Below are 17570 nucleotides of genomic sequence, written 5' to 3'. Positions count from 1 at the left end.
GGGCGAGACTCCGAAGAGCCTCGCCCCACCTATCCCCCCAATTAGGGACCGCTCAGCCGGCCTAGGGGGACGCCGGGCGGAACCTCACGTCCACGAAGTAGTTCGTGGAGTTCCAGGATCGGTTCGGGAGCCCCCCTCCGGCCCCGTACCGATACCTGCCGTTGGCTCCGCCCGGGGCCGTCAGTGGGCCGACCGTCCGAGACTGGGTGAGGGCGGCGGGCGTCGAGGAGTAGCGCCCGTTCGGCGCGTAGTAGGACACGACGTACGTCGCCCCCGGCGTGAGCGCGACCGGTGTCGGCAACGTGGCGGTCTGCCAGCCGGTCGCGGTCTCGTTGGTGAAGGTCACCTGGGCGATCCGGGTGCCTGCCGAGTTCCACAGCGAGCCGGTGTGGGTGCCGGTGTTGCCTGTGCCCTTGTAGAACCGGATCGCCGTCACTGATCCGGCCACCGACGTCGAGAACGCGGTGCCGACCTCGATCGGCAGGATGTCGAGCGTCGACGCGGTCTGCGGAGTCACCCCGGTGAACAGCGACACCTCCGTCACGACGGCCGGGACCGTCGTGAACGACCACGTCTGCGTGGGCAGGTTCGCCCCCTCGGTCGAGACCACCCCCGAGACCGTCACCGACACCGTCGCCCCGGACGGCAGTGCCGCCGACGGGGTGAAGCGCAGCGTACGTCCGTCGGTGCTCAGCGCGGCCGAACCCGCCACCGAGGACCCGTTGGCCGTGACCGACATGTTCCAGCCGGTCGCGATCCCTGTCGAGAACGTGATCGACGGGTTCACCGAGGTCGCCACCTCGGTCGTGCCCGGGTCCGGAACCCGCTCGGTGACCGAGATGGTCGGTCCCGCCCGTTCGAAGACGACGTCTGCGAAGTAGTTCGTCGACCCGAACGAGTACTGCGGGAATCCACCCGCGGCACCATAGAGATAGCGACCGTTGGTGCCCGCCGGAGCGGTCAGGTCACCCGAGGAGTAGGCGGTCGCGAAGAACTGCGACGTGGTCGCGTAGTGCCCCTGCGGAGCCAGGTAGGAGACCATGTACGACACCCCTGCCTGCACGTCCACCGGACTGGACAGCGTGGCCTGCTGCCAGCCGGAGGCGGTCTCACCGGTGAAGGTCACCTGGGCGAGCCGCTGGCCGGTCGAGGTCCACAGCGACCCGACGTGGGTGCCGCCGTTGCCGGCTCCCTTGTAGAACCGGATCGCCGTCACCCGGCCGTCTCGGGTGGGACTGAACAGCGTCCCGACCTCGACCGGAGAGCTGTCGTCCTGTGCCTCGACCGCGGGCACCACGTCACCGAAGAGCGTCTGGCTCGCTGGTGTCTCCGCGGATCTGGTCCGGAACGTCCAGGTCTGCGTGGGCAGACTCGCCCCCTCGGTCGAGGTGACCCCACTGATCGTGACCGTCACGTCCGCGGATGCGGGCAGCGAGGAGGTCGGGTCGAAGGTGAGCGTCGTCCCGGAGTTGCCGAGCGTCGTCGTCCCCGGGATCGGCTGGCCGCCCGAGGTCGCCGACACCGAGTAGCCGGAGCTGATCGCCGAGGAGAACGACGCCACCACGTTGGTCGAGCGCGGCACCTCGACCGCCCCGGGAACCGGGCTGCGCGAGGTCATCGTCAGCGACGGTGCGCCCTTCTCGAAGACGACGTCGACCATGTAGCTCGAGGGCGAGGTCCCCGCAGGGAAGCCCGTGCCATAGGCGTACGCGCCTGCCGTCGAGGTCACCCGCAACGGCGGCTTCGACAGATTGGCCGAGGCGAAGGCGTTCGGGGTGGCCGAGTAGTAGCCGTTGGTGCGGTAGGAGGCGACGTAGTCGGTGTTCGCCTGGATCTGCACCGGCTCGGTGAAGGTCAGCGTCTGCCAGCCACTGGTCGACTCGCCGGTGAAGGTGCCCTGGGCGAGCACCGCCCCGTTGGCCGACCACAGAGTGCCGGTGTGCGGAGCGGCGTTGTTGACGCCCTTGTAGAACTTGACCCCGGTGACCGTGCCGGCGACGTCCGCGCGGAACCTGACGCCCAGCGTCAGCTGCGCGTTCTCCGGGTCCTGGAGGACCGTCGGAGTGGCGTCCTCGTCATAGATCGAGCACGGGCAGACCCCTGCCGCAGCCGGCGGCTTGGCCGTACGGAACGACCACGTCTTCCCGGTCGAGATCGCCGTCCCACCGCTGTCCTGCCCCGAGAGCGTGGCGGTGTAGGTGACGAACCCGGCGAGGTTGGCCGACGGGGTGAAGGTCACCGTCCTGGTCGTCGAGTCGTAGGCGGTCGACCCGGCCACCACGTTGCCGAGCGAGTCGGTCAGGCGCAGCCCGACCGACGAGGCGACCACCGGCTTGGTGAACCTGGCGCTCACCGTCGTGTTGCGCGGGACCGAGGAGGAGTCGGCCAGCGGCCACTGGTTGGTGGCGGCCAGCGGCGAGTTGTCCGTGGTCGTGAACAGCACGTCCACGAAGTAGTTGGGGTTCTGGTACGAGCTCGCCGGGAACTGCCCGGCACCCGCGTAGACCCCTGCCGGAGCGGCCCCGTAGCCACCCTCGACCTCGAACGGGTACGCCTCGAACCCCTGCGCTGCGAACGCCCACGGCGCCACGGCGTAGTGCCCGGCCGGAGCCGTGTAGGAGACGGTGTATCTCGCCCCCGCGGCGACCGCGACCGGCTGGCTGAACGTCGCCGACTGCCAGCCGCCGCTCGACTCGTTGGTGAAGGTGACCTGGGCCAGCCGCTCTCCGCTGCTGCTCCACAGGGAGCCCACGTGGGTGCCGGTGTTGCCGGCGCCCTTGAAGAAGCGGACGCCCGCGACGTACCCGTCGGCCTGCGGGGTGAAGCGCAGGCCGAGCTCGGCGGCGCCGCCGTCGTTGGCCGACGGTGTCGCCGGGCTGGTGACGGCGTTCCAGGTCGTCGGCACCTCCCGCTGGCCGAGGATGCTGCACGGGCAGGTCACGTTGAAGCTCCGGTTGACGGCGGTGCCGATGTTGGCGCTGTCGTCCACGGCGCGGACCCGCACCGGGGTGCTGCCGACCCCGGGCTGGACGTACGTCACCGACCAGGCGGTCGTCCCGGTCGCCGGGTGCCAGGAGGTGCCGTCGTCGAGGGAGTACTCGACTCCGGCGACCACGCCACCGCCCGTGTCGGTCGCTGTGCCGGTGAGCGTCACCTTGGTGCCGTTGGGCTGTGTCGAGCCGGCAGCCGGCGACGTGATGGCGACCGACGGACCGGTCGTGTCGGTGGTCTTGGTCGCCGCGACCAGGCCGCTCATCAGCGTCGTCGGCTGGGCGTCCATGTCGGCCAGCAGGTTCACCTGCGCCTGCTGCATCCGGCGGTCGGCGGTCTCGTCGTGGTACGGGTTGTCGTGCTCGGAGTCGAGGCCCCAGGTCCACTGCACCGATCCCGCGCCGAAGACGAGCGCGCCGCTGGCGGCCCGGTAGAGCGTGAGCGCATGGGTGGTGGTTCCGTCGCCCGTGGTCCGGCCGAAGTCGGTCATGTACTGGTTGTCGATGAACCCGGTCGTCTCCGACATTCGGATCAGGCCGGGTGGTCGGAACCCGTTGTCCTGGTCCTCGTCGGACTCATAGCCGACCGTGTGTGGTGCCAGCTCGGTCTGGTCGGCGGTCATCCCGGACAGGCCGGTGTTGCGCCACAGCCGTAGCCCGCCCTGGGACTTCTTCACCGTCACCGGCAGGTCGGTCAGGTTGGACATGAAGATGGTGCCGGTCAGGGAGTTCTCCGGCTTGCCGCCGCCCTGGGACTTCGGCGTGTAGCGCGGGTCGCGCCAGGTGCCGGTCGACTCCGGGGCGGGGTCGAGCTTGGCCTGCGCCCAGGACTCCTTGTAGGTGACCAGGGTCCGGTAGGGCGTGTTGGTGCCGTCCTTCGAGGCCTCGTAGCGGGTCCGCCAGTAGACCTCGTTGCCGCTGAGGAACTGCAGGTTGACGCCCGCATCCCGGGCGGCCTCGACGTTGGCCCGCTGCTGCCCGCTCCAGTATTCGTCGTGCCCGACGCTGAGGAAGGTCTCGTGGTTGGTGAGCAGTCCGCCGCGACGGTCGGTGTCGATCCCGGCGATGTAGCTGACGTCGTAGCCGTTGCGCTCGAGGAACCGCACCAGCGGGTACTCGTTGGCGAAGAAGAAGTCGTGGGATGTCCCGCCGGAGCGGGTCGAGAACGGACGGTTGTAGCTGAGCTTGTAGGCCCGGCCGTTCCCGCCGCCGGTGTAGAAGCTGGAACCGCCGTAGTTGTTGTACGCCTGCCAGGTGGTGTCGGAGGTCTGGAAGACGACGTCGGAGTGGCTGTCGTCGTCACGGACGATGAAGGTGATGTGGCTCGACTCGTCGGTGTCGCCGCGGTCCAGCTTGGCGACGTAGACGCCCGAGACCGCGGTCGCCGGCACGTTCCAGGAGGCCGAGACCGCCCAGTTGCCGCAGTCGGTGATCTCGGTGGTGGTGTCGCGGTAGCAGTTGGGCTGGTTCTGCGGCAGGTTCGCCGACGGGGTCACCGAGGTGATCCGGCGGGCGCCGTCACCGCCGTAGTAGCCCATCCGGTAGATGGTGACCGTGTACGCCGAGGCATCGGTGTCGACCTTGAAGTCGATCCGGTTGCCGACGTCGACGCTGATGTCGGTCGCGAACCCCTGGATCGAGCTGTCGCCGGCGCCGGTGATGCCCCATTCGCTCGCGGGACTCCCTGGTTTGCTGTTCTCACACGCGATCGCATTGCCCTCCGGCCCACATGGGTCGGCACTCGCGCTGGACGCAGTGACGAGCGATATGACAGGTGTGACAAGAACAACTCCGAGCAACGCGGCCAGTCCCGTTCGCAGCTTCACAGTCGTGCTCCTTCTCGGATCAGGCTCGCGAACTCTCGTCGCGCAACCAGGTGGTGTAGTCGCCGGTCCGGACAGCTCTGCGGGAGAGCATCCGGGCGACGAGGGTGACTGTCATGAAGACCGGAACCCGAAGTCCGATCGCAGGCTGACGTAGCCCGAGCGTGAGGAGATCCGAGAACGAGGTGGATCCGTGCCGAGCACCATGGGCGTCGGCTTGAGCGTTGCCGGTCGCGACGCGGATCCTGCGTCTGACCAGGTCTTTCACCGTACGCGGCGGCCTCACGACCACGGTCGCGTCGGTGACGACGCGGCGCTCGGCTGGCGTGAACAGCTCCGAGGCGACCAGGTCATCGTTCATCAGACTCGCCCCCGGACCGGTGGCGGCGGCGATCCGGGCCTGGCCCTCGGCGGTGAGGCAGAAGGCCCCGCGGCCGAACAGGCCGCTGCGTACTGCTGGAAGCGCCTGCCACACCCGGTAGTAGGCGCGGACCGGCCAGGAGGAGTGCTCGGTCGGGATGCTCCGCCCCGGCGCGACGGCCAGCACCCCGTCCTCCTCGAGCGCGTCGACCAGCCGGAGCAGGTCGGCGCCGGTGAGGCGTACGTCGGCATCCAGGTGAAGTCTCGGATAGGTGACCGCAGCGGCGTTGCCGACCTCGACCGCGCGCGCCTTGGAGGCCTCGGCGATCTCCAGGACGCGTACGCCCGGGACCTTCCGGGCCACGGCGGCGGTGTCGTCGGTGCAGCCGTTGCAGACGACCACCACCTCGACGGCCCCCTCGGGGATGCCGTCGAGCAGGGCCGTCAGGTTCTCCGACAGCCCCTTGGCCTCGTTGTGCGCCGGCACCACGACGCTCGCGATCATGATGGTCGCTCCCCGCTGGGGACGACGAAGTTGATCATGTTGCTGTTGTCGTAGTCCTTGGCGATGACCCGGCCGGGGTTGCCGCAGACGAGGCTGTGGGGCGGGACGTCCTTCGACAGCACCGTGCCGGCGGAGATCGTGCAGCCGTCGCCGACCGTGATCGCGCCCGTGATCACCGCGCCGGGACCGATCCAGACGTCGTCGCCGATCGTGGGCAGGCCCTGGTCGCCGTCGGCGATGCGCTGGCCGATGGTGACGTTCTGGTGGAGGACGCAGTTGCTGCCGACCACGGCCGGGCCGACGATGATCCCCGAGCGGTGCATGAGCAGCAGCCCGGGCCCGATGTCGGCGCGCCGGAAGATGTCGGCGTGGTGGACGCGGATGTTGCGCCGGTTCCAGAACCAGTAGACCCCCAGCGCGAGCACGCCGAGCAGGCGGTTGCGGGTGCGCAGCCGGGTCGCCCAGCGTCCGAAGCGGTAGCAGGCGACGCAGTGCAGCTCGTAATCGAAGAGCCAGAACCGCAGCCTGGACAGGCGAGACGTACGCGGACCGTCGAGGACGATCGCGTACATCTTGGCCAGGTCGACCTCGAAGTCGCCTGTCACCTGGGCTCCGTCAACTAGCAAGGCTCTCTCGATCCTGGGCCGCTGTCTTCCGGCCGACGTACGCCACCAGATTGGCGACCCCGTCGAGGTTCTCGGGCACGGTCTCGGCCTCGTCCACGGAGATCCCGAACTCCGCCTCGAGGAACTCGATGAGCTCCAGGATCCCGGTCGAATCGATCACGCCCGACTCGACCAGCGACTCCGACGGCCCGGGCAACCGGGTCTCATCACCCAGCAGCAGGCTGTCCAGGATGAAGCCTTCGATCGTGCGCTGTACGTCCGCCATCACATCTCCCTGTTTGTGAACGGTCTACGAATGCCCCTCCGTTCTGTCAGCCGAAGCGGGTCGGGAGCAGAAATCGGGCCCGGAGATGCCGACATTGGGTGATAAACGGGTCTATCCCGGTGCCCTGGCATACCTGCGCGAGCAAACCTTCGGGCACCGTCCGGGATCGATCGAGGAGCGCCATGTGCGGGATCTGTGGGGTGCTGAGCAGCACCGAGGCGCCTGACCCTGCCCTCGTGCGGGACATGCTGGGCGCTCTCGCCCACCGTGGCCCCGACGGCAGCGGCTACTACCGCGACGAGCGGGTCGCGCTGGGCCACACGCGGCTGGCGATCGTGGACACGGTCGGAGGCACCCAGCCGATGACCAGCCGCTCGTGCCGATCCTCACCCGAGAGCGAGCAGGTCTGGGTCACCTTCAACGGCGAGATCTTCAACCACGTCGAGCTGGCCGCCCAGCTCCGCTCCCGCGGCCACGTCTTCGACACCCGCTCGGACACCGAGGTCATCGTGCATGCCTGGGAGGAGTGGGGGCCGGGCTGCTTCGAACGCTTCAACGGCCAGTGGGCGCTGGCGATCTGGGACCGCCGGACCGGAACGCTCGTCCTGTCCCGGGACCGCTTCGGCGTCCGCCCGCTCTTCTACACGCGCGCCGCCGGGCAGCTGCTCTTCGCCTCCGAGGTCAAGGCCCTGTACGCCTCCCCCGACGTCCCGCGCGAGCTGGACCCGGCCGGGCTGGACCAGGTGCTGACGCTGTGGTCGGCGGTCGCCCCGCGCACCGTCTTCCGCGACATCGCGCAGGTGCCCCCGGGCTCCTACCTCTCCTTCCGAGACGGGGTCGAGGTCGAGCGCCGCTACTGGGCGCCCTCGTTCCCACCGGCGGGTGCCGAGGAGCTCACCGACCTGGAGGCCAACGCCGAGGCGCTGCGTACGACGCTGATGGCCGCCACCCGGCTACGGTTCGAGCGCAGCGACGTACCGGTGGCCGCGTACCTCTCCGGCGGGATCGACTCCGCGGTCACGGCGGGCGCGATCGCGGGGTTCACATCGGCGCCGCTGCACACGTTCTCGCTCCGGTTCGCCGAGGCCGAGTTCGACGAGGGCGGCTTCCAGGCGCTGATGGCCGAGCGGCTCGGCACCGTCCATCACGACGTCGTGGTCAGCGAGCGCGACATCGCCGACGTCTTCCCCCAGGTCGTACGCCACGCCGAGTCGCCGCTCCTGCGGACCGCCCCGGCGCCGATGTTCCTGCTCTCCCGGCTCGTGCGGGAAGCCGGCTTCAAGGTGGTCGTCACCGGCGAAGGCGCCGACGAGGTGCTCGGCGGCTACGACATCTTCCGCGAGGCCAAGATCCGGGACCTGTGGCTGCGGGACCCGGAGGCCGCCGAGGCGGCCGTCCAGCAGCTCTACCCGTGGATGCACCGCTCCCCGAACCAGGCGCCGGCGTTCGCACGCAGCTTCTTCTCCCGCAACCTCTCGGCCGACGATCTGGCGATGTCGCACCGGCCGCGGTGGGACTCCACGGCGGTGCTGGCCTCGATGCTGCGGCCCGAGATCCGGTCGGTCGGTGGCAGTGCGGCCGGCGTCGTCGACGCGATGCCCGCCTCGGCCGCGTCGTGGGACCCGGTCGCGCGCGCCCAGTGGCTGGAGATGACGACCCTGCTGCCCGGCTACATCCTGGCCTCCCAGGGCGACCGGATGCTGATGGGCAACTCGGTCGAGGGCCGGTTCCCGTTCCTCGACCCGCACGTCGCCGAGCTCGCCGGCCGGGTCCCGGCCGAGCACAAGATCCACGGCATGGACGAGAAGCACCTGCTCAAGCGGGCCTTCGCCGACCTGGTGCCCGAGGAGATCCTGCGCCGCCCCAAGCAGCCCTACCGGGCACCTGATGCCGCCGCGTTCTTCGCCGGCGGCACCCCGGACTGGGTCTTCGACGTCACCTCCGGCTCCGCGCTGGAGGCCGCCGGGGTCTTCCGGCCAGAGCTCGTCCAGCGGCTGCTGGAGAAGGCCCGGCGGACGGGCGGACGGGGCCTGGGCAACACCGACAACATGCGCCTGGTCGCCGTCCTGTCCACCCAGCTGCTGCACAGCGAGCTGCTCACCGCACCGACTTCATCGGCCGCACCGCCGGCCCCGCTCACCGTCTTCGACCAGATTCTCGGGCCCAGCCTCGAGCCGACCGGAAGGACCTCAGCATGACCACGACCAGCCAGAACGCAGCGTACGGACTGGAGACGCTCCGCTTCGACGAGGAGGCGGAGGCGATCCGGATCGGCGACGCGATCCGCCACTATCTGGTGGCGAACAAGCGCAAGGGCATCGTGCTCGGTGTCTCCGGCGGAATCGACTCCAGCGTGGTCGCCGCGCTGGCGGTCAAGGCGCTCGGCCCGGATCGGGTCTTCGCGCTGCACATGCCCGAGCAGGAGTCCTCCGACGACACGATCGGATTCAGCACGAAGCTGACCGATGCCCTGGGGATCGACTCGGTGCTCGAGGACATCTCCCCGGTCCTGGTCGGTCTCGGCGCCTACCAGCGGCGGGACGACGCGATCCGGCGGGTCGTGCCGGCGTACGGGCAGGGGTGGAAGTCGAAGATCGTGCTGCCCAGCGTGGTCGACTCCGACGCGTTCCGGCTCTTCTCGGTCGTCGTCGAGGACCCGTCCGGCGCGCAGAGCACGCACCGCCTGACCACCGAGGCCTACCTGGAGATCGTGGCCGCGACCAACTTCAAGCAGCGCGCCCGCAAGGCGCTGGAGTACTTCCACGCCGACCGGCTCAACTACGCCGTCGCCGGCACCCCGAACCGGCTCGAGTACGACCAGGGCTTCTTCGTGAAGCTCGGCGACGGTGCCGCCGACGTGAAGCCGATCGCGCACCTCTACAAGTCGCAGGTCTACGCGATGGCCGCCCACCTCGGCGTGCCCGAGGAGATCCAGGCCCGTCCCTCGACGACCGACACCTACTCGTTGGAGCAGTCGCAGGAGGAGTTCTACTTCTCGCTGCCCTACCAGCGGATGGACCTGTGCCTCTACGGGCTCAACCACGACGTCCCGACCGCCGAGGTCGCCGAGGCCACCGGGCTGACCGTCGAGCAGGTCGAGCGTGTCTACCGCGACATCGAGCAGAAGCGGCGTACGACCGCCTACTTCCATGCCGCCCCGATGCTCGTCGAGGACGTCGCCGAGATCGCCAGTCCTAGGTAGATCCTTGACGCTGCGGCTCGCCGTGCGGTGACCGGAACAGGGTGGATGGAGACATGTCCCACCCAGAACCGAGGAGGTTCCATGTCCGAACCGTCACCAGAACCCGGCGAGATCGTAGACCTGTCACTCGGTCTCTCCGACAGCGACGCCAAGCCGATGATCGACGCACTCGAGATCGAGATCGACGAGGCCGTCACCGCTATCAACATCTTCGACGAGGACACCGAGGACGGCGAGGCTGCGGAGACCGCAGGCACCGACGCGATGATCCCTGCCGAGGATCTTCCGGAGGACCTGATCTATGAGTGAGATGCTCACCCTCAGCGGCAAGCCGATCGACTGGAACAACCCACCGAAGCAGACCGCTCTGGCGCTGTGGTCGCGAACGACCTCGAGCGGCAAGCTGGTCAAGGGATCGGCTCGGACCATCGCGCACCTGTGCGCGATCGACGCCGCTGCGCAGAAGAAGTTCGGCACCAGGATCGTCATCATCCAGGCGCCGTTCAACAACACCGTCAGGGCGTCCGCGGGCACCCACGACCACGACGCCTGCACCGACCTGCACATCCCGGGCGTGAACTGGCGAACGCAGGAGAAGTGGCTACGAGCGCTCGGGTACGCCTGCTGGTACCGCTTCCCGCCGGCGTTCGGCCACCACATCCACGGGTTCACGCTGCCGCCGCAGTCCGGTGTCGTCCGGACCGACGACTTCCGCGACCTCGGGGTCACCGTCGGGAAGTACGTCGACGGGGGCTCGGCGCTCTTCGGTTTCCAGGCCACGAGCTCGCAGCTCGATGACTACCTGCACCACGCGTTCGGTCTCAAGGGCCAGCACGGCGAAGGCAGTGACAAGAGCTGGCACCCCGCCAACATCAGGGCCACGATCTTCGACTACGCGGCGTACGCGAGGTCGAAGGCCAAGCCCGTGTGGAAGCCGAAGAACACCAAGTCGAACCTGGCGGTCGTCCAGCACCAGTTCCAGATCGCGGCGGGTCTGCGCAAGGGCAAGCGGATCCGCACCAACGGCGTGGGCTGGATCCAGAACGCGCTCAACGCCAAGGCCGGTTCGGACCTCGTGGTCAACGGCATCGTGGACAGCGCCACGCTCGCCACCTGGAAGAAGTTCGAGATCAAGACGGGCGGCACCGGCGCGAAGTCGACGCCGGATCCGCGGAGCCTCAAGAAGCTCCAGATCGCGTTCCGGTTCGTCGGGCCCGAGGCGCACCTGCCTGGCGGGTGATCAGGGTTGAATATCAAGATCCGTTGATATAGCGTCGGCAGGTATGAGCACACCACCCTTCATCCCTGCCGACCACCTCGGCGCCGTGAACCGCGCCCTGACCACGACGACCCGCGGCGGCGAGGAGCTGCGCGTGCTCGTCGTCGAGCGCAGCTACGACGCCGACCCCGACGAGGTCTGGGACGCGCTGACCACCAAGGAGCGCATCCCGCGCTGGCTGATGCCGGTCACCGGCGACTTCGAGGTCGGCGGCCGCTACCAGCTCGAGGGCAACGCCGGCGGCGAGATCCTCGCCTGCGACCGCCCGAAGCTGCTCTCGATCACCTGGGCCTACGGCGACATGATGTCATGGGTCGACGCGACCCTGACCGCCTCCGGCGGCCGTACGCTGCTCCGCCTCGAGCACTCCGCCCCCGTCCCGCCGGAGCAGTGGAAGGAGTTCGGCCCCAGCGCCGTCGGCATCGGCTGGGAGCAGATGCTGCTCGGCCTGGCACTCCACCTCTCCGCCCCCGAGGCCGAGAAGATGGACCCGATGTCCCCCGACGCGCTGCCCGCGATGATCGAGCACACCAAGGGCTCCGCCGCCGCCTGGGTCGAGGCCGACATCGCCTTCGGCACCTCCCCCGACCAGGCCCGCGCCGCCGGCGAGCGCTGCGTAGCCGCCTACACCGCGATGCCGGACTAGCCGCTTGCACGCCTTCGACGTCCTCGGCGACCCAGTACGCCGCCGCATCCTCGAGCTCCTCGCCGACGACGACCTCACCTCCGGCGAGATCGTCGAGACCATCTCCGCCGAGTTCGGCATCCGCCAGCCGGCGGTCTCCATGCAGCTCAAGGTCCTGCGCGAGCACGGCTTCGCCAACGTACGCCCCCACGGCACCCGCCGCATCTACTCCCTGGACACCGGCCCCATGGCCGAGGTCGACGCCTGGCTCACCCCCTTCCGCCGCTTCTGGACCCAGCACCTCGATGCTCTCGACACGGAGATTCGGCGTGGGCGTCGGGAGGGTTCTACGGGGGACTGAAGCCGCGCGTTGGTCTCGGGAGGGCACGCAGAAGGGGCCGTGGCTTCGTTTCAAGGTTCGCCGCCGACCCGTGCTTCGATTGTTTCTCGATCACGCACCGCGTCAAGGACGGCCTTCGGCCGCCGGCTTCGCCGGTCGCCTCCGGCGATCCTTGACCCGGCACCCGATCGAGAAAGATTTCGCCTGTATCGGGTCGGCGGCGAGGGTGTGGCGCAGCGGATTCAGTTGGGCACGGGCTTGGGGCCCGTGGCTGGTCGTGCGCGGGCGGCGGGTGCCTCGTGGGTGCCTATGACAGTGGGCGGGACCTTGTGAATCGTTCACAAGCTAGCCGTCGCTTTGGTCGGGGCGGGTTCGGTGCCGGCAGGGTCAGGTTTTCCCCACACATCCGAAGAGTTCCCCACGGGCGCGGAGGTTCCCCATGCTCCGGAGCGTGGGGGACCTCCGCCGCAGTGGGGAAATGTCCCCACCAGCAGGGAAACAGCAAGCGTGGAGTCGAGACAGTCTCGGCGAGCCGGTTAGGGGCGGCGGGTGAACCGAATCGTGCCATCGGGTAGCCGCGCGTGGACGTAGGCAGGGTTGTGCGCCAGACGGTGATGATGCGGGCAGAGCAAAGCCCCGTCCTTCAGATCCGTTTTCCCACCCGCAGCCCACGGCTCTAGATGATGCGCATCGCACCACTCCGGTGGCATGTCACAACCCTCGGCCTGGCAGCACTTCCGCTGCAACCGCATCGCCTTGCGCTGGATCGGCTGGAAGAACCGACTGCCACGGCCGGCGTCGAGGACCTCACTGTCGCCGCCCAACACCCAGGGGATGATGGTGGCGTTGCAGGCCATCCGCCGGGCTTCGGCCGCACTGATGGTGGTGCCGTTGGTTTCGTCGTAGCCGAGGGTGGCGATGCCGAGGTCTTTGCGGAGCTCCTCGAGGGAGATGACCACGTTGATGGTGGTCGCGTCACCACCGTGACGGGGCAACGAGGCCGGGTCGAGGGTCTCCAACAGCCGTGAGAACCCCTGGCCCATGAGGCGCTCCCACGGCGGCAGCGGGGCGCTCTTGGCGACGAGCTGTTGTTTGCGGGGTTGAGCCCAGGCCTCGACCAGCCGCTTGAACCGCATCCCCATCGAGGTCGGCAACACACCCTCGAACCCGACGGTCCCGTCGTAGTTGTCCCACACCCGCAACGCCGTCTTCTGCTGGGCGCGTTCCTCTTCAGCAAGGAGGGCTTTGGCTTCGCCGTCGTCGAACCGATCCGGGTCGATCTCGGCCAGGATCCGCTTCCCGACGATCTGCAGTTCGTTGGCCGTCAACCGGGTGGCGTAGTCGACCAGCAGCTTCTCCGCCAGGACCAGGTCCTCGGCGCTGGCGACGGGGTCGGCCTCGATCTTGTCGAGCGCCTTGGTGATCACCCTGGCCTTGTCCTGGGACACCACACCTTCAGCGAGACCGGCGGCAACGAGGTCGTACTTCGCCATCCCTGCTGCGAGCTTGATCTGGGAGCGCGCGACGGCCTTGTCGACGAGGAGCTCGGCGCGCATCCAGGCGGAGGCGTCCTTCGCGCCAGTCTCTTCGGCGATGTCGCCGGCAGACGCGAGCACCCTCAGCTTCAGCGCGGCTTGTTGGGCCTGGAGCTTCTCCAACCGTTCCAGCAGGTCCTTCTTCTGCTCGGTGCGCCAGTAGGTGGGGTCGGTGGCGAGCAGGTCTTGGAGGGCGGTCTCGATGGCCTTCAAGGCTGCGTCGATCGCGTCGCCGGGGTTGGTGCCCCACTGGTCGATCGAGCGGCCGAGACTCATCGCCCATCCTCCCCTTCAGAGGTGTGCTGTGATGAGTCTGATTCTACGCCTCCAGCCCGTCCCTGACCATCTATTTTCCCAGGTCAACCACCATTTTCGCGGTGAGCGAACGACCTAGCATCTGTGGATGGTAAGTGGCCCGAAGGGCCACCCCTCCACCCCAACAACCTCACCTGTCCCAGCAAGAATCCGCTGCGCCACACCCGGGCCGCCGCCCCGATAGCCAGCCAAATTTTTTCTCGACGGGCCCCGGTGTCAAGGACCGCGAAGCGGCCGGCGAAGCCGGCGGCCGAAGGCCGTCCTTTACTCCGGGGTCCGTTGAGAAGACCCTCCAAGAACGGGTCGGCGGCCCACCCCAACCACGAAAGAACATCAGCGGATCCGAGCCCGACGCCGATCAGTAGTGATGAGCTCGACATTGATCCCAGCAGCCCGCACGAACGCGATGAGCTCGTCGTCGAACATCTCCCCAGGCTGAGGCGGACTGAGCGTACGAGCCCCAGCAACCCCGAGCTCGACAAGTGTCGACTCCAGATCAGGAACCATGAAGGCCAGATGATGGAGACCGTACGCATGCGGCCCAGGAGTCACCGGAGTGATGAGCTTGATGGGGATCGAGTCGGGCTTCTCCAGGAAGACCCCGCTGACGCCGTGGCGGGTGTTGACGACCGGGTCCGTGACGCGTCGGTAGCCGAAGAGCCGCTCGAAGGCCTCGGCGGTGCGGAGCAGGTCGCGGACCTGGATGCCGATGTGGTCGAGCCGGAGGTCAGGCATCGTCGCCCCGCATCGGGACGCCTTCGGCGACGGCAGTGGCGATGGCCATCCGGGGTCCGGGGACGGTGGCGACGCGGACGGCGGTGACACCGGCCAGCGCCGCGAGGTCCGCCGCGGGGCCTTCGAGGGTGACCTGGAGAGACCCGGGAGCATCCTCGAGCACGGTGATCCCGCGCCACGGCAGCGGCCCTGACCATTCGCCGGGACCGAGGGCCTTCCAGACGGCCTCCTTGGCGGCGTACCTCATCGCGAAGGCCGTGGCGGGGGTCGCGGCGGCCATGCACTGGGCGATCTCGGCGTCGGTGAACCAGCGCACCGCGAACCCGGAGCCGCGCATCGCCAGGAGCCGAGCGAAGCGCCTGATGTCGGCGATGTCGATCCCGACTCCCTGCAGGCTCATCGCACGCTCATCGCCCTGTGTCAGCACCTCAGGCGACCGGACTGTGGGTCGCCACCATCTTGAGCAGCTCGGCGGCGACGGCCTCCGAGCCGGCCTCATTGAGATGACCGCGGTCGAAGGTCAGGTTCTTGTTGAGCACGTAGTACGTGCTGCCGTCCTGGCTGCGCTCCCCGGTGCCGTCGGCCTCGGCCGCGGCGATGTCGACGAGGCGGCCGGTGGCGCCGTACTTCTCCCGGATCATCGCGTTGTAGCGCTCCCGGGCGATGTTGTCGGCCGGCCCCATCTCGTCGTCGCGACCCAGGGCCGCCTTCACCTTGGACTTCCAGTTGCGGTCGGCGGTGAGCGGCACGGTCGTGTAGAGGAAACGTACGTCGGGATGGGCTGCCTCGACCTCGTCCATCGTCGACACATAAGCGTCGAAGACGGCCTGCACATCGGTGGAGGCGGTGATGTCGACGTAGCAGAGCTTCATCAGCGCGACGTCGACGTCCTTCCCGGCAGGGCTGTCCACCAGCTCCGCGAACGCGGCGAACTTGCTGAGCGGATCCTCGTTCACCCCGATGTAGGCATGCCGCATCGTCGCGCCCTCCGCATCAGTCATGCTGGCGCCGGAGATCTCGGGACCGGACACATCGGCCATGGCCGGCGCCGGCACCGAGGCGTCGGCGTACACCTTCGTGACCCCGTCGAGGATGTTCATCCCGACGGAGTTGTGCCCGAAGAGCACCTTGGTCTGCCCCGCGACCTGCAGCTCGGACTCGCTGGGCTCTGCGATCGCGACCTGCTCGTTCATCCCTGGACTCCTCAGCAACCATGCCCCGGCCAGCGCGACCGTGACCACCAGCACTCCTGCCCATACTCCGGCCAGCAGCTTCACCGGACCGGAAACCTTTGTCATCGACATCCTCAACCCACCTTGACCCCTTCGAAGCCGGCATCATCCGCATCATCGACGTCGTCGTCCTGTCCCTCGGCCGGCTCCTGGTCCAACCGCAGGCACATCGCACGTACGTCGCGCTTGATGACCTTCCCGTTCGCGTTCAGCGGCAGCGCGTCGACGAAGCGGACCACCTCGGGCACCATGTGCTTCGAGAGCCGCTCGCGACAGTGCGCGATCACGTCGGCGCCGCGCAGCACCGACCCGCGGCGCCGCACCACCACGAGCTCGACCCGCTCACCGGCGGCATCGTCCGGGAGCCCGACCGCGGCCGCCGCCACCACGTCCGGCAGATAGAGAGCCGCGGACTCGACATCCTGGCTCGCGATCCGATGCCCCCACGACTTGATGAAGTCCTCGACCCGGTCGACCACGTAGATGTAGCCGTCCTCGTCGACCTTCGCCAGATCTCCCGTACGCAGCATCCCGCCGGGCATCTTGCGGGCCGTCGCCTCGGGGTCGTCGAGATAGCCGGGCGAGATGTTCGCGCCGCTGGCCCAGATCTCGCCGACCTCGCCCGGGGCGACGTGCACCCCGTCGCGGTCGAGGACCCGCAGGTCGACGCCCGGGATGCCCCGGCCGATCGACCCGGGCCGCCGGGGGAGCTCCTCCGGCGGAAGATAGGAGAGCCGGGCGGTGGCCTCGGTCGCGCCGTACATCACGAAGACCCGCGCCTGCGGCTGGGCACACGCCATCTGCTCCACCAGCGCGGGGGCCAGCCGGCCGCCGGCCTGCTGGATCGTCCGCAGCGTCGGCACCGCCGTGCTGCCGAAGGTGCTGTTGCGCAGCAGCATCCCGAACGTCGACGGCACCCCGGCGAAGCCGGTGCAGCGCGCGGAGGCCATCCGGTCCACCACCGCCTGCGGGAAGACGAACGTGGGCTGGATGACCATCGCGGCACCGGCACGCAGATGGGTGTGCAGGAGCGAGAGCCCGAAGACGTAGGTGAACGGCAGCACGACCAGCATCCGGTCCTCCGACGTGACGTCGAGGTAGCCGAGGATCGAGGTCGTGTTCGCCTGGATGTTGCGGTGGGTGATCCGGACGGCGCGCGGCTCTCCGGTGGTGCCGGAGGTGAACATGTAGAGCGCGTCCTGGTCCGGGTCGACCTCGACCGCGTCGGTCAGCTCGATCGGCGTCGATCTCTGCTTCGGGACCAGCCTCTCCTTCCGCTCCACCAGGACCGGGAGGCTTCGGGGCAGGCTCAGCCTCAGCGCCTCGGCCTGGGCGCGTCCCACCAGCAGTGCGTCGGCGCCGACCCACCGGGCCCGCGCCACGACCTCCTCGGTCGGCAGCGTGACGGCCAGCGGCACCACGACCAGCCCCATCCGGAGCGCGGCGAGATAGGCCGAGGTCCAGAACAGCCCGTTGGGCGCCATGATCCCGACCGGCGTGCCCGGAGTAAGACCGAGCACGGAGAGCCGTCCCATGAGCACGGACACGCTGGTTCGCAGCTCTTCGAAGGTGTACTCGCGACCCGCTTCGGCGAGCGCGATCGAATCCTCGGGCGCGTGCTCGAGAAGAAAGTCGGCAGTGTTCAACGTGGCCCGTCCCCCGGGATGCTTGGGCCGGGACCGTTCCCGGCTACGGCAACGTCGCATGCCTCACCTCGACCGGCGGTGGGCCGCTCGGC

The 17570-nt window shown here is 68.8% G+C and carries 15 protein-coding genes; 6 read left to right on the top strand and 9 right to left on the bottom strand.

Annotated features, from left to right (window positions below):
• Positions 1-61 precede the first annotated feature (61 nt).
• Genes OG801_RS20620 through OG801_RS20605 form a run of 4 tightly spaced genes read right to left on the bottom strand, consistent with a single transcriptional unit; the run spans position 62 to position 6569 of the window.
• Complete coding sequence (locus OG801_RS20620) at positions 62-4816, bottom strand: DUF4082 domain-containing protein (RefSeq protein ID WP_406030983.1); 4755 nt, start codon at positions 4814-4816, stop codon at positions 62-64.
• A 19-nt stretch (positions 4817-4835) separates the two neighbouring features.
• Complete coding sequence (locus tag OG801_RS20615; protein ID WP_406030981.1) at positions 4836-5678, bottom strand: glycosyltransferase; 843 nt, start codon at positions 5676-5678, stop codon at positions 4836-4838.
• Positions 5675-6283 carry a serine acetyltransferase gene (locus OG801_RS20610; protein WP_355020353.1) on the bottom strand — a complete coding sequence of 203 codons (609 nt, stop codon included), beginning with the start codon at positions 6281-6283 and terminating at the stop codon, positions 5675-5677. The genes OG801_RS20615 and OG801_RS20610 overlap by 4 nt, the downstream gene beginning before the upstream one ends.
• Positions 6284-6293: 10 nt before the next feature.
• Complete coding sequence (locus OG801_RS20605; RefSeq protein WP_406030979.1) at positions 6294-6569, bottom strand: acyl carrier protein; 276 nt, start codon at positions 6567-6569, stop codon at positions 6294-6296.
• 182 nt (positions 6570-6751) lie between these two features.
• Between OG801_RS20605 and asnB the strand changes: the two genes are divergently transcribed.
• The 6 genes from asnB to OG801_RS20575 all read left to right on the top strand — a co-directional run bounded on the left by asnB (position 6752) and on the right by OG801_RS20575 (position 12036).
• Entirely contained in the window at positions 6752-8767 is a 2016-nt protein-coding gene (gene asnB / locus OG801_RS20600; protein WP_406030977.1) for an asparagine synthase (glutamine-hydrolyzing), read from the top strand.
• Positions 8764-9771: an NAD(+) synthase gene (gene nadE / locus OG801_RS20595; RefSeq protein ID WP_355020350.1), complete on the top strand. Its 1008-nt coding sequence runs from the start codon at positions 8764-8766 to the stop codon at positions 9769-9771. The genes asnB and nadE overlap by 4 nt, the downstream gene beginning before the upstream one ends.
• An 81-nt stretch (positions 9772-9852) precedes the next feature.
• Positions 9853-10080: a hypothetical protein gene (locus OG801_RS20590; RefSeq protein WP_355020349.1), complete on the top strand. Its 228-nt coding sequence runs from the start codon at positions 9853-9855 to the stop codon at positions 10078-10080.
• Positions 10073-11011: a hypothetical protein gene (locus tag OG801_RS20585; RefSeq protein ID WP_406030975.1), complete on the top strand. Its 939-nt coding sequence runs from the start codon at positions 10073-10075 to the stop codon at positions 11009-11011. The genes OG801_RS20590 and OG801_RS20585 overlap by 8 nt, the downstream gene beginning before the upstream one ends.
• 43 nt (positions 11012-11054) lie before the next feature.
• Positions 11055-11696 carry an SRPBCC family protein gene (locus OG801_RS20580; protein WP_355020347.1) on the top strand — a complete coding sequence of 214 codons (642 nt, stop codon included), beginning with the start codon at positions 11055-11057 and terminating at the stop codon, positions 11694-11696.
• 4 nt (positions 11697-11700) lie between these two features.
• Positions 11701-12036 carry a metalloregulator ArsR/SmtB family transcription factor gene (locus OG801_RS20575; RefSeq protein ID WP_355232207.1) on the top strand — a complete coding sequence of 112 codons (336 nt, stop codon included), beginning with the start codon at positions 11701-11703 and terminating at the stop codon, positions 12034-12036.
• A 515-nt stretch (positions 12037-12551) separates the two neighbouring features.
• On the opposite strand, the gene OG801_RS20570 is transcribed toward OG801_RS20575, so the two are convergent.
• From OG801_RS20570 to OG801_RS20550, 5 genes are all read right to left on the bottom strand, one after another.
• Positions 12552-13826, bottom strand: coding sequence for a DUF222 domain-containing protein (locus tag OG801_RS20570; RefSeq protein ID WP_406030973.1), 1275 nt, complete (start codon positions 13824-13826; stop codon positions 12552-12554).
• Positions 13827-14198: 372 nt separating this feature from the next.
• Complete coding sequence (locus OG801_RS20565) at positions 14199-14600, bottom strand: VOC family protein (RefSeq protein WP_355020344.1); 402 nt, start codon at positions 14598-14600, stop codon at positions 14199-14201.
• The gene (locus tag OG801_RS20560) at positions 14593-15000 is read right to left on the bottom strand and encodes a holo-ACP synthase (protein ID WP_406030970.1); all 408 of its coding nucleotides are present in this window, start codon (positions 14998-15000) and stop codon (positions 14593-14595) included. Before OG801_RS20560 ends, OG801_RS20565 begins: the two co-directional genes overlap by 8 nt.
• 28 nt (positions 15001-15028) lie before the next feature.
• Positions 15029-15898 carry an SGNH/GDSL hydrolase family protein gene (locus OG801_RS20555; RefSeq protein ID WP_406030968.1) on the bottom strand — a complete coding sequence of 290 codons (870 nt, stop codon included), beginning with the start codon at positions 15896-15898 and terminating at the stop codon, positions 15029-15031.
• A gap of 8 nt (positions 15899-15906) precedes the next feature.
• Positions 15907-17478, bottom strand: a complete 1572-nt coding sequence (locus OG801_RS20550) for a class I adenylate-forming enzyme family protein (protein ID WP_406030966.1) — start codon at positions 17476-17478, stop codon at positions 15907-15909.
• Positions 17479-17570: the final 92 nt, after the last annotated feature.

Origin of the sequence: Nocardioides sp. NBC_00163 (genome assembly GCF_045206295.1) — a bacterium.
Lineage (GTDB): Bacteria > Actinomycetota > Actinomycetes > Propionibacteriales > Nocardioidaceae > Nocardioides.
The sequence above is the reverse complement of the archived record's forward strand: the minus strand, read 5'-3'. Positions and strand labels throughout refer to the sequence as shown.

Excerpts from the sequence above, each read along its gene's own strand:
- OG801_RS20615 (WP_406030981.1), bottom strand. The coding sequence starts at position 5,678 with ATGATCGCGAGCGTCGTGGTGCCGGCGCACAACGAGGCCAAGGGGCTG.
- OG801_RS20605 (WP_406030979.1), bottom strand. The coding sequence starts at position 6,569 with ATGGCGGACGTACAGCGCACGATCGAAGGCTTCATCCTGGACAGCCTG.
- asnB (WP_406030977.1), top strand. The coding sequence starts at position 6,752 with ATGTGCGGGATCTGTGGGGTGCTGAGCAGCACCGAGGCGCCTGACCCT.
- nadE (WP_355020350.1), top strand. The coding sequence starts at position 8,764 with ATGACCACGACCAGCCAGAACGCAGCGTACGGACTGGAGACGCTCCGC.
- OG801_RS20590 (WP_355020349.1), top strand. The coding sequence starts at position 9,853 with ATGTCCGAACCGTCACCAGAACCCGGCGAGATCGTAGACCTGTCACTC.
- OG801_RS20585 (WP_406030975.1), top strand. The coding sequence starts at position 10,073 with ATGAGTGAGATGCTCACCCTCAGCGGCAAGCCGATCGACTGGAACAAC.
- OG801_RS20580 (WP_355020347.1), top strand. The coding sequence starts at position 11,055 with ATGAGCACACCACCCTTCATCCCTGCCGACCACCTCGGCGCCGTGAAC.
- OG801_RS20570 (WP_406030973.1), bottom strand. The coding sequence starts at position 13,826 with ATGAGTCTCGGCCGCTCGATCGACCAGTGGGGCACCAACCCCGGCGAC.
- OG801_RS20565 (WP_355020344.1), bottom strand. The coding sequence starts at position 14,600 with ATGCCTGACCTCCGGCTCGACCACATCGGCATCCAGGTCCGCGACCTG.
- OG801_RS20560 (WP_406030970.1), bottom strand. The coding sequence starts at position 15,000 with ATGAGCCTGCAGGGAGTCGGGATCGACATCGCCGACATCAGGCGCTTC.
- OG801_RS20555 (WP_406030968.1), bottom strand. The coding sequence starts at position 15,898 with ATGACAAAGGTTTCCGGTCCGGTGAAGCTGCTGGCCGGAGTATGGGCA.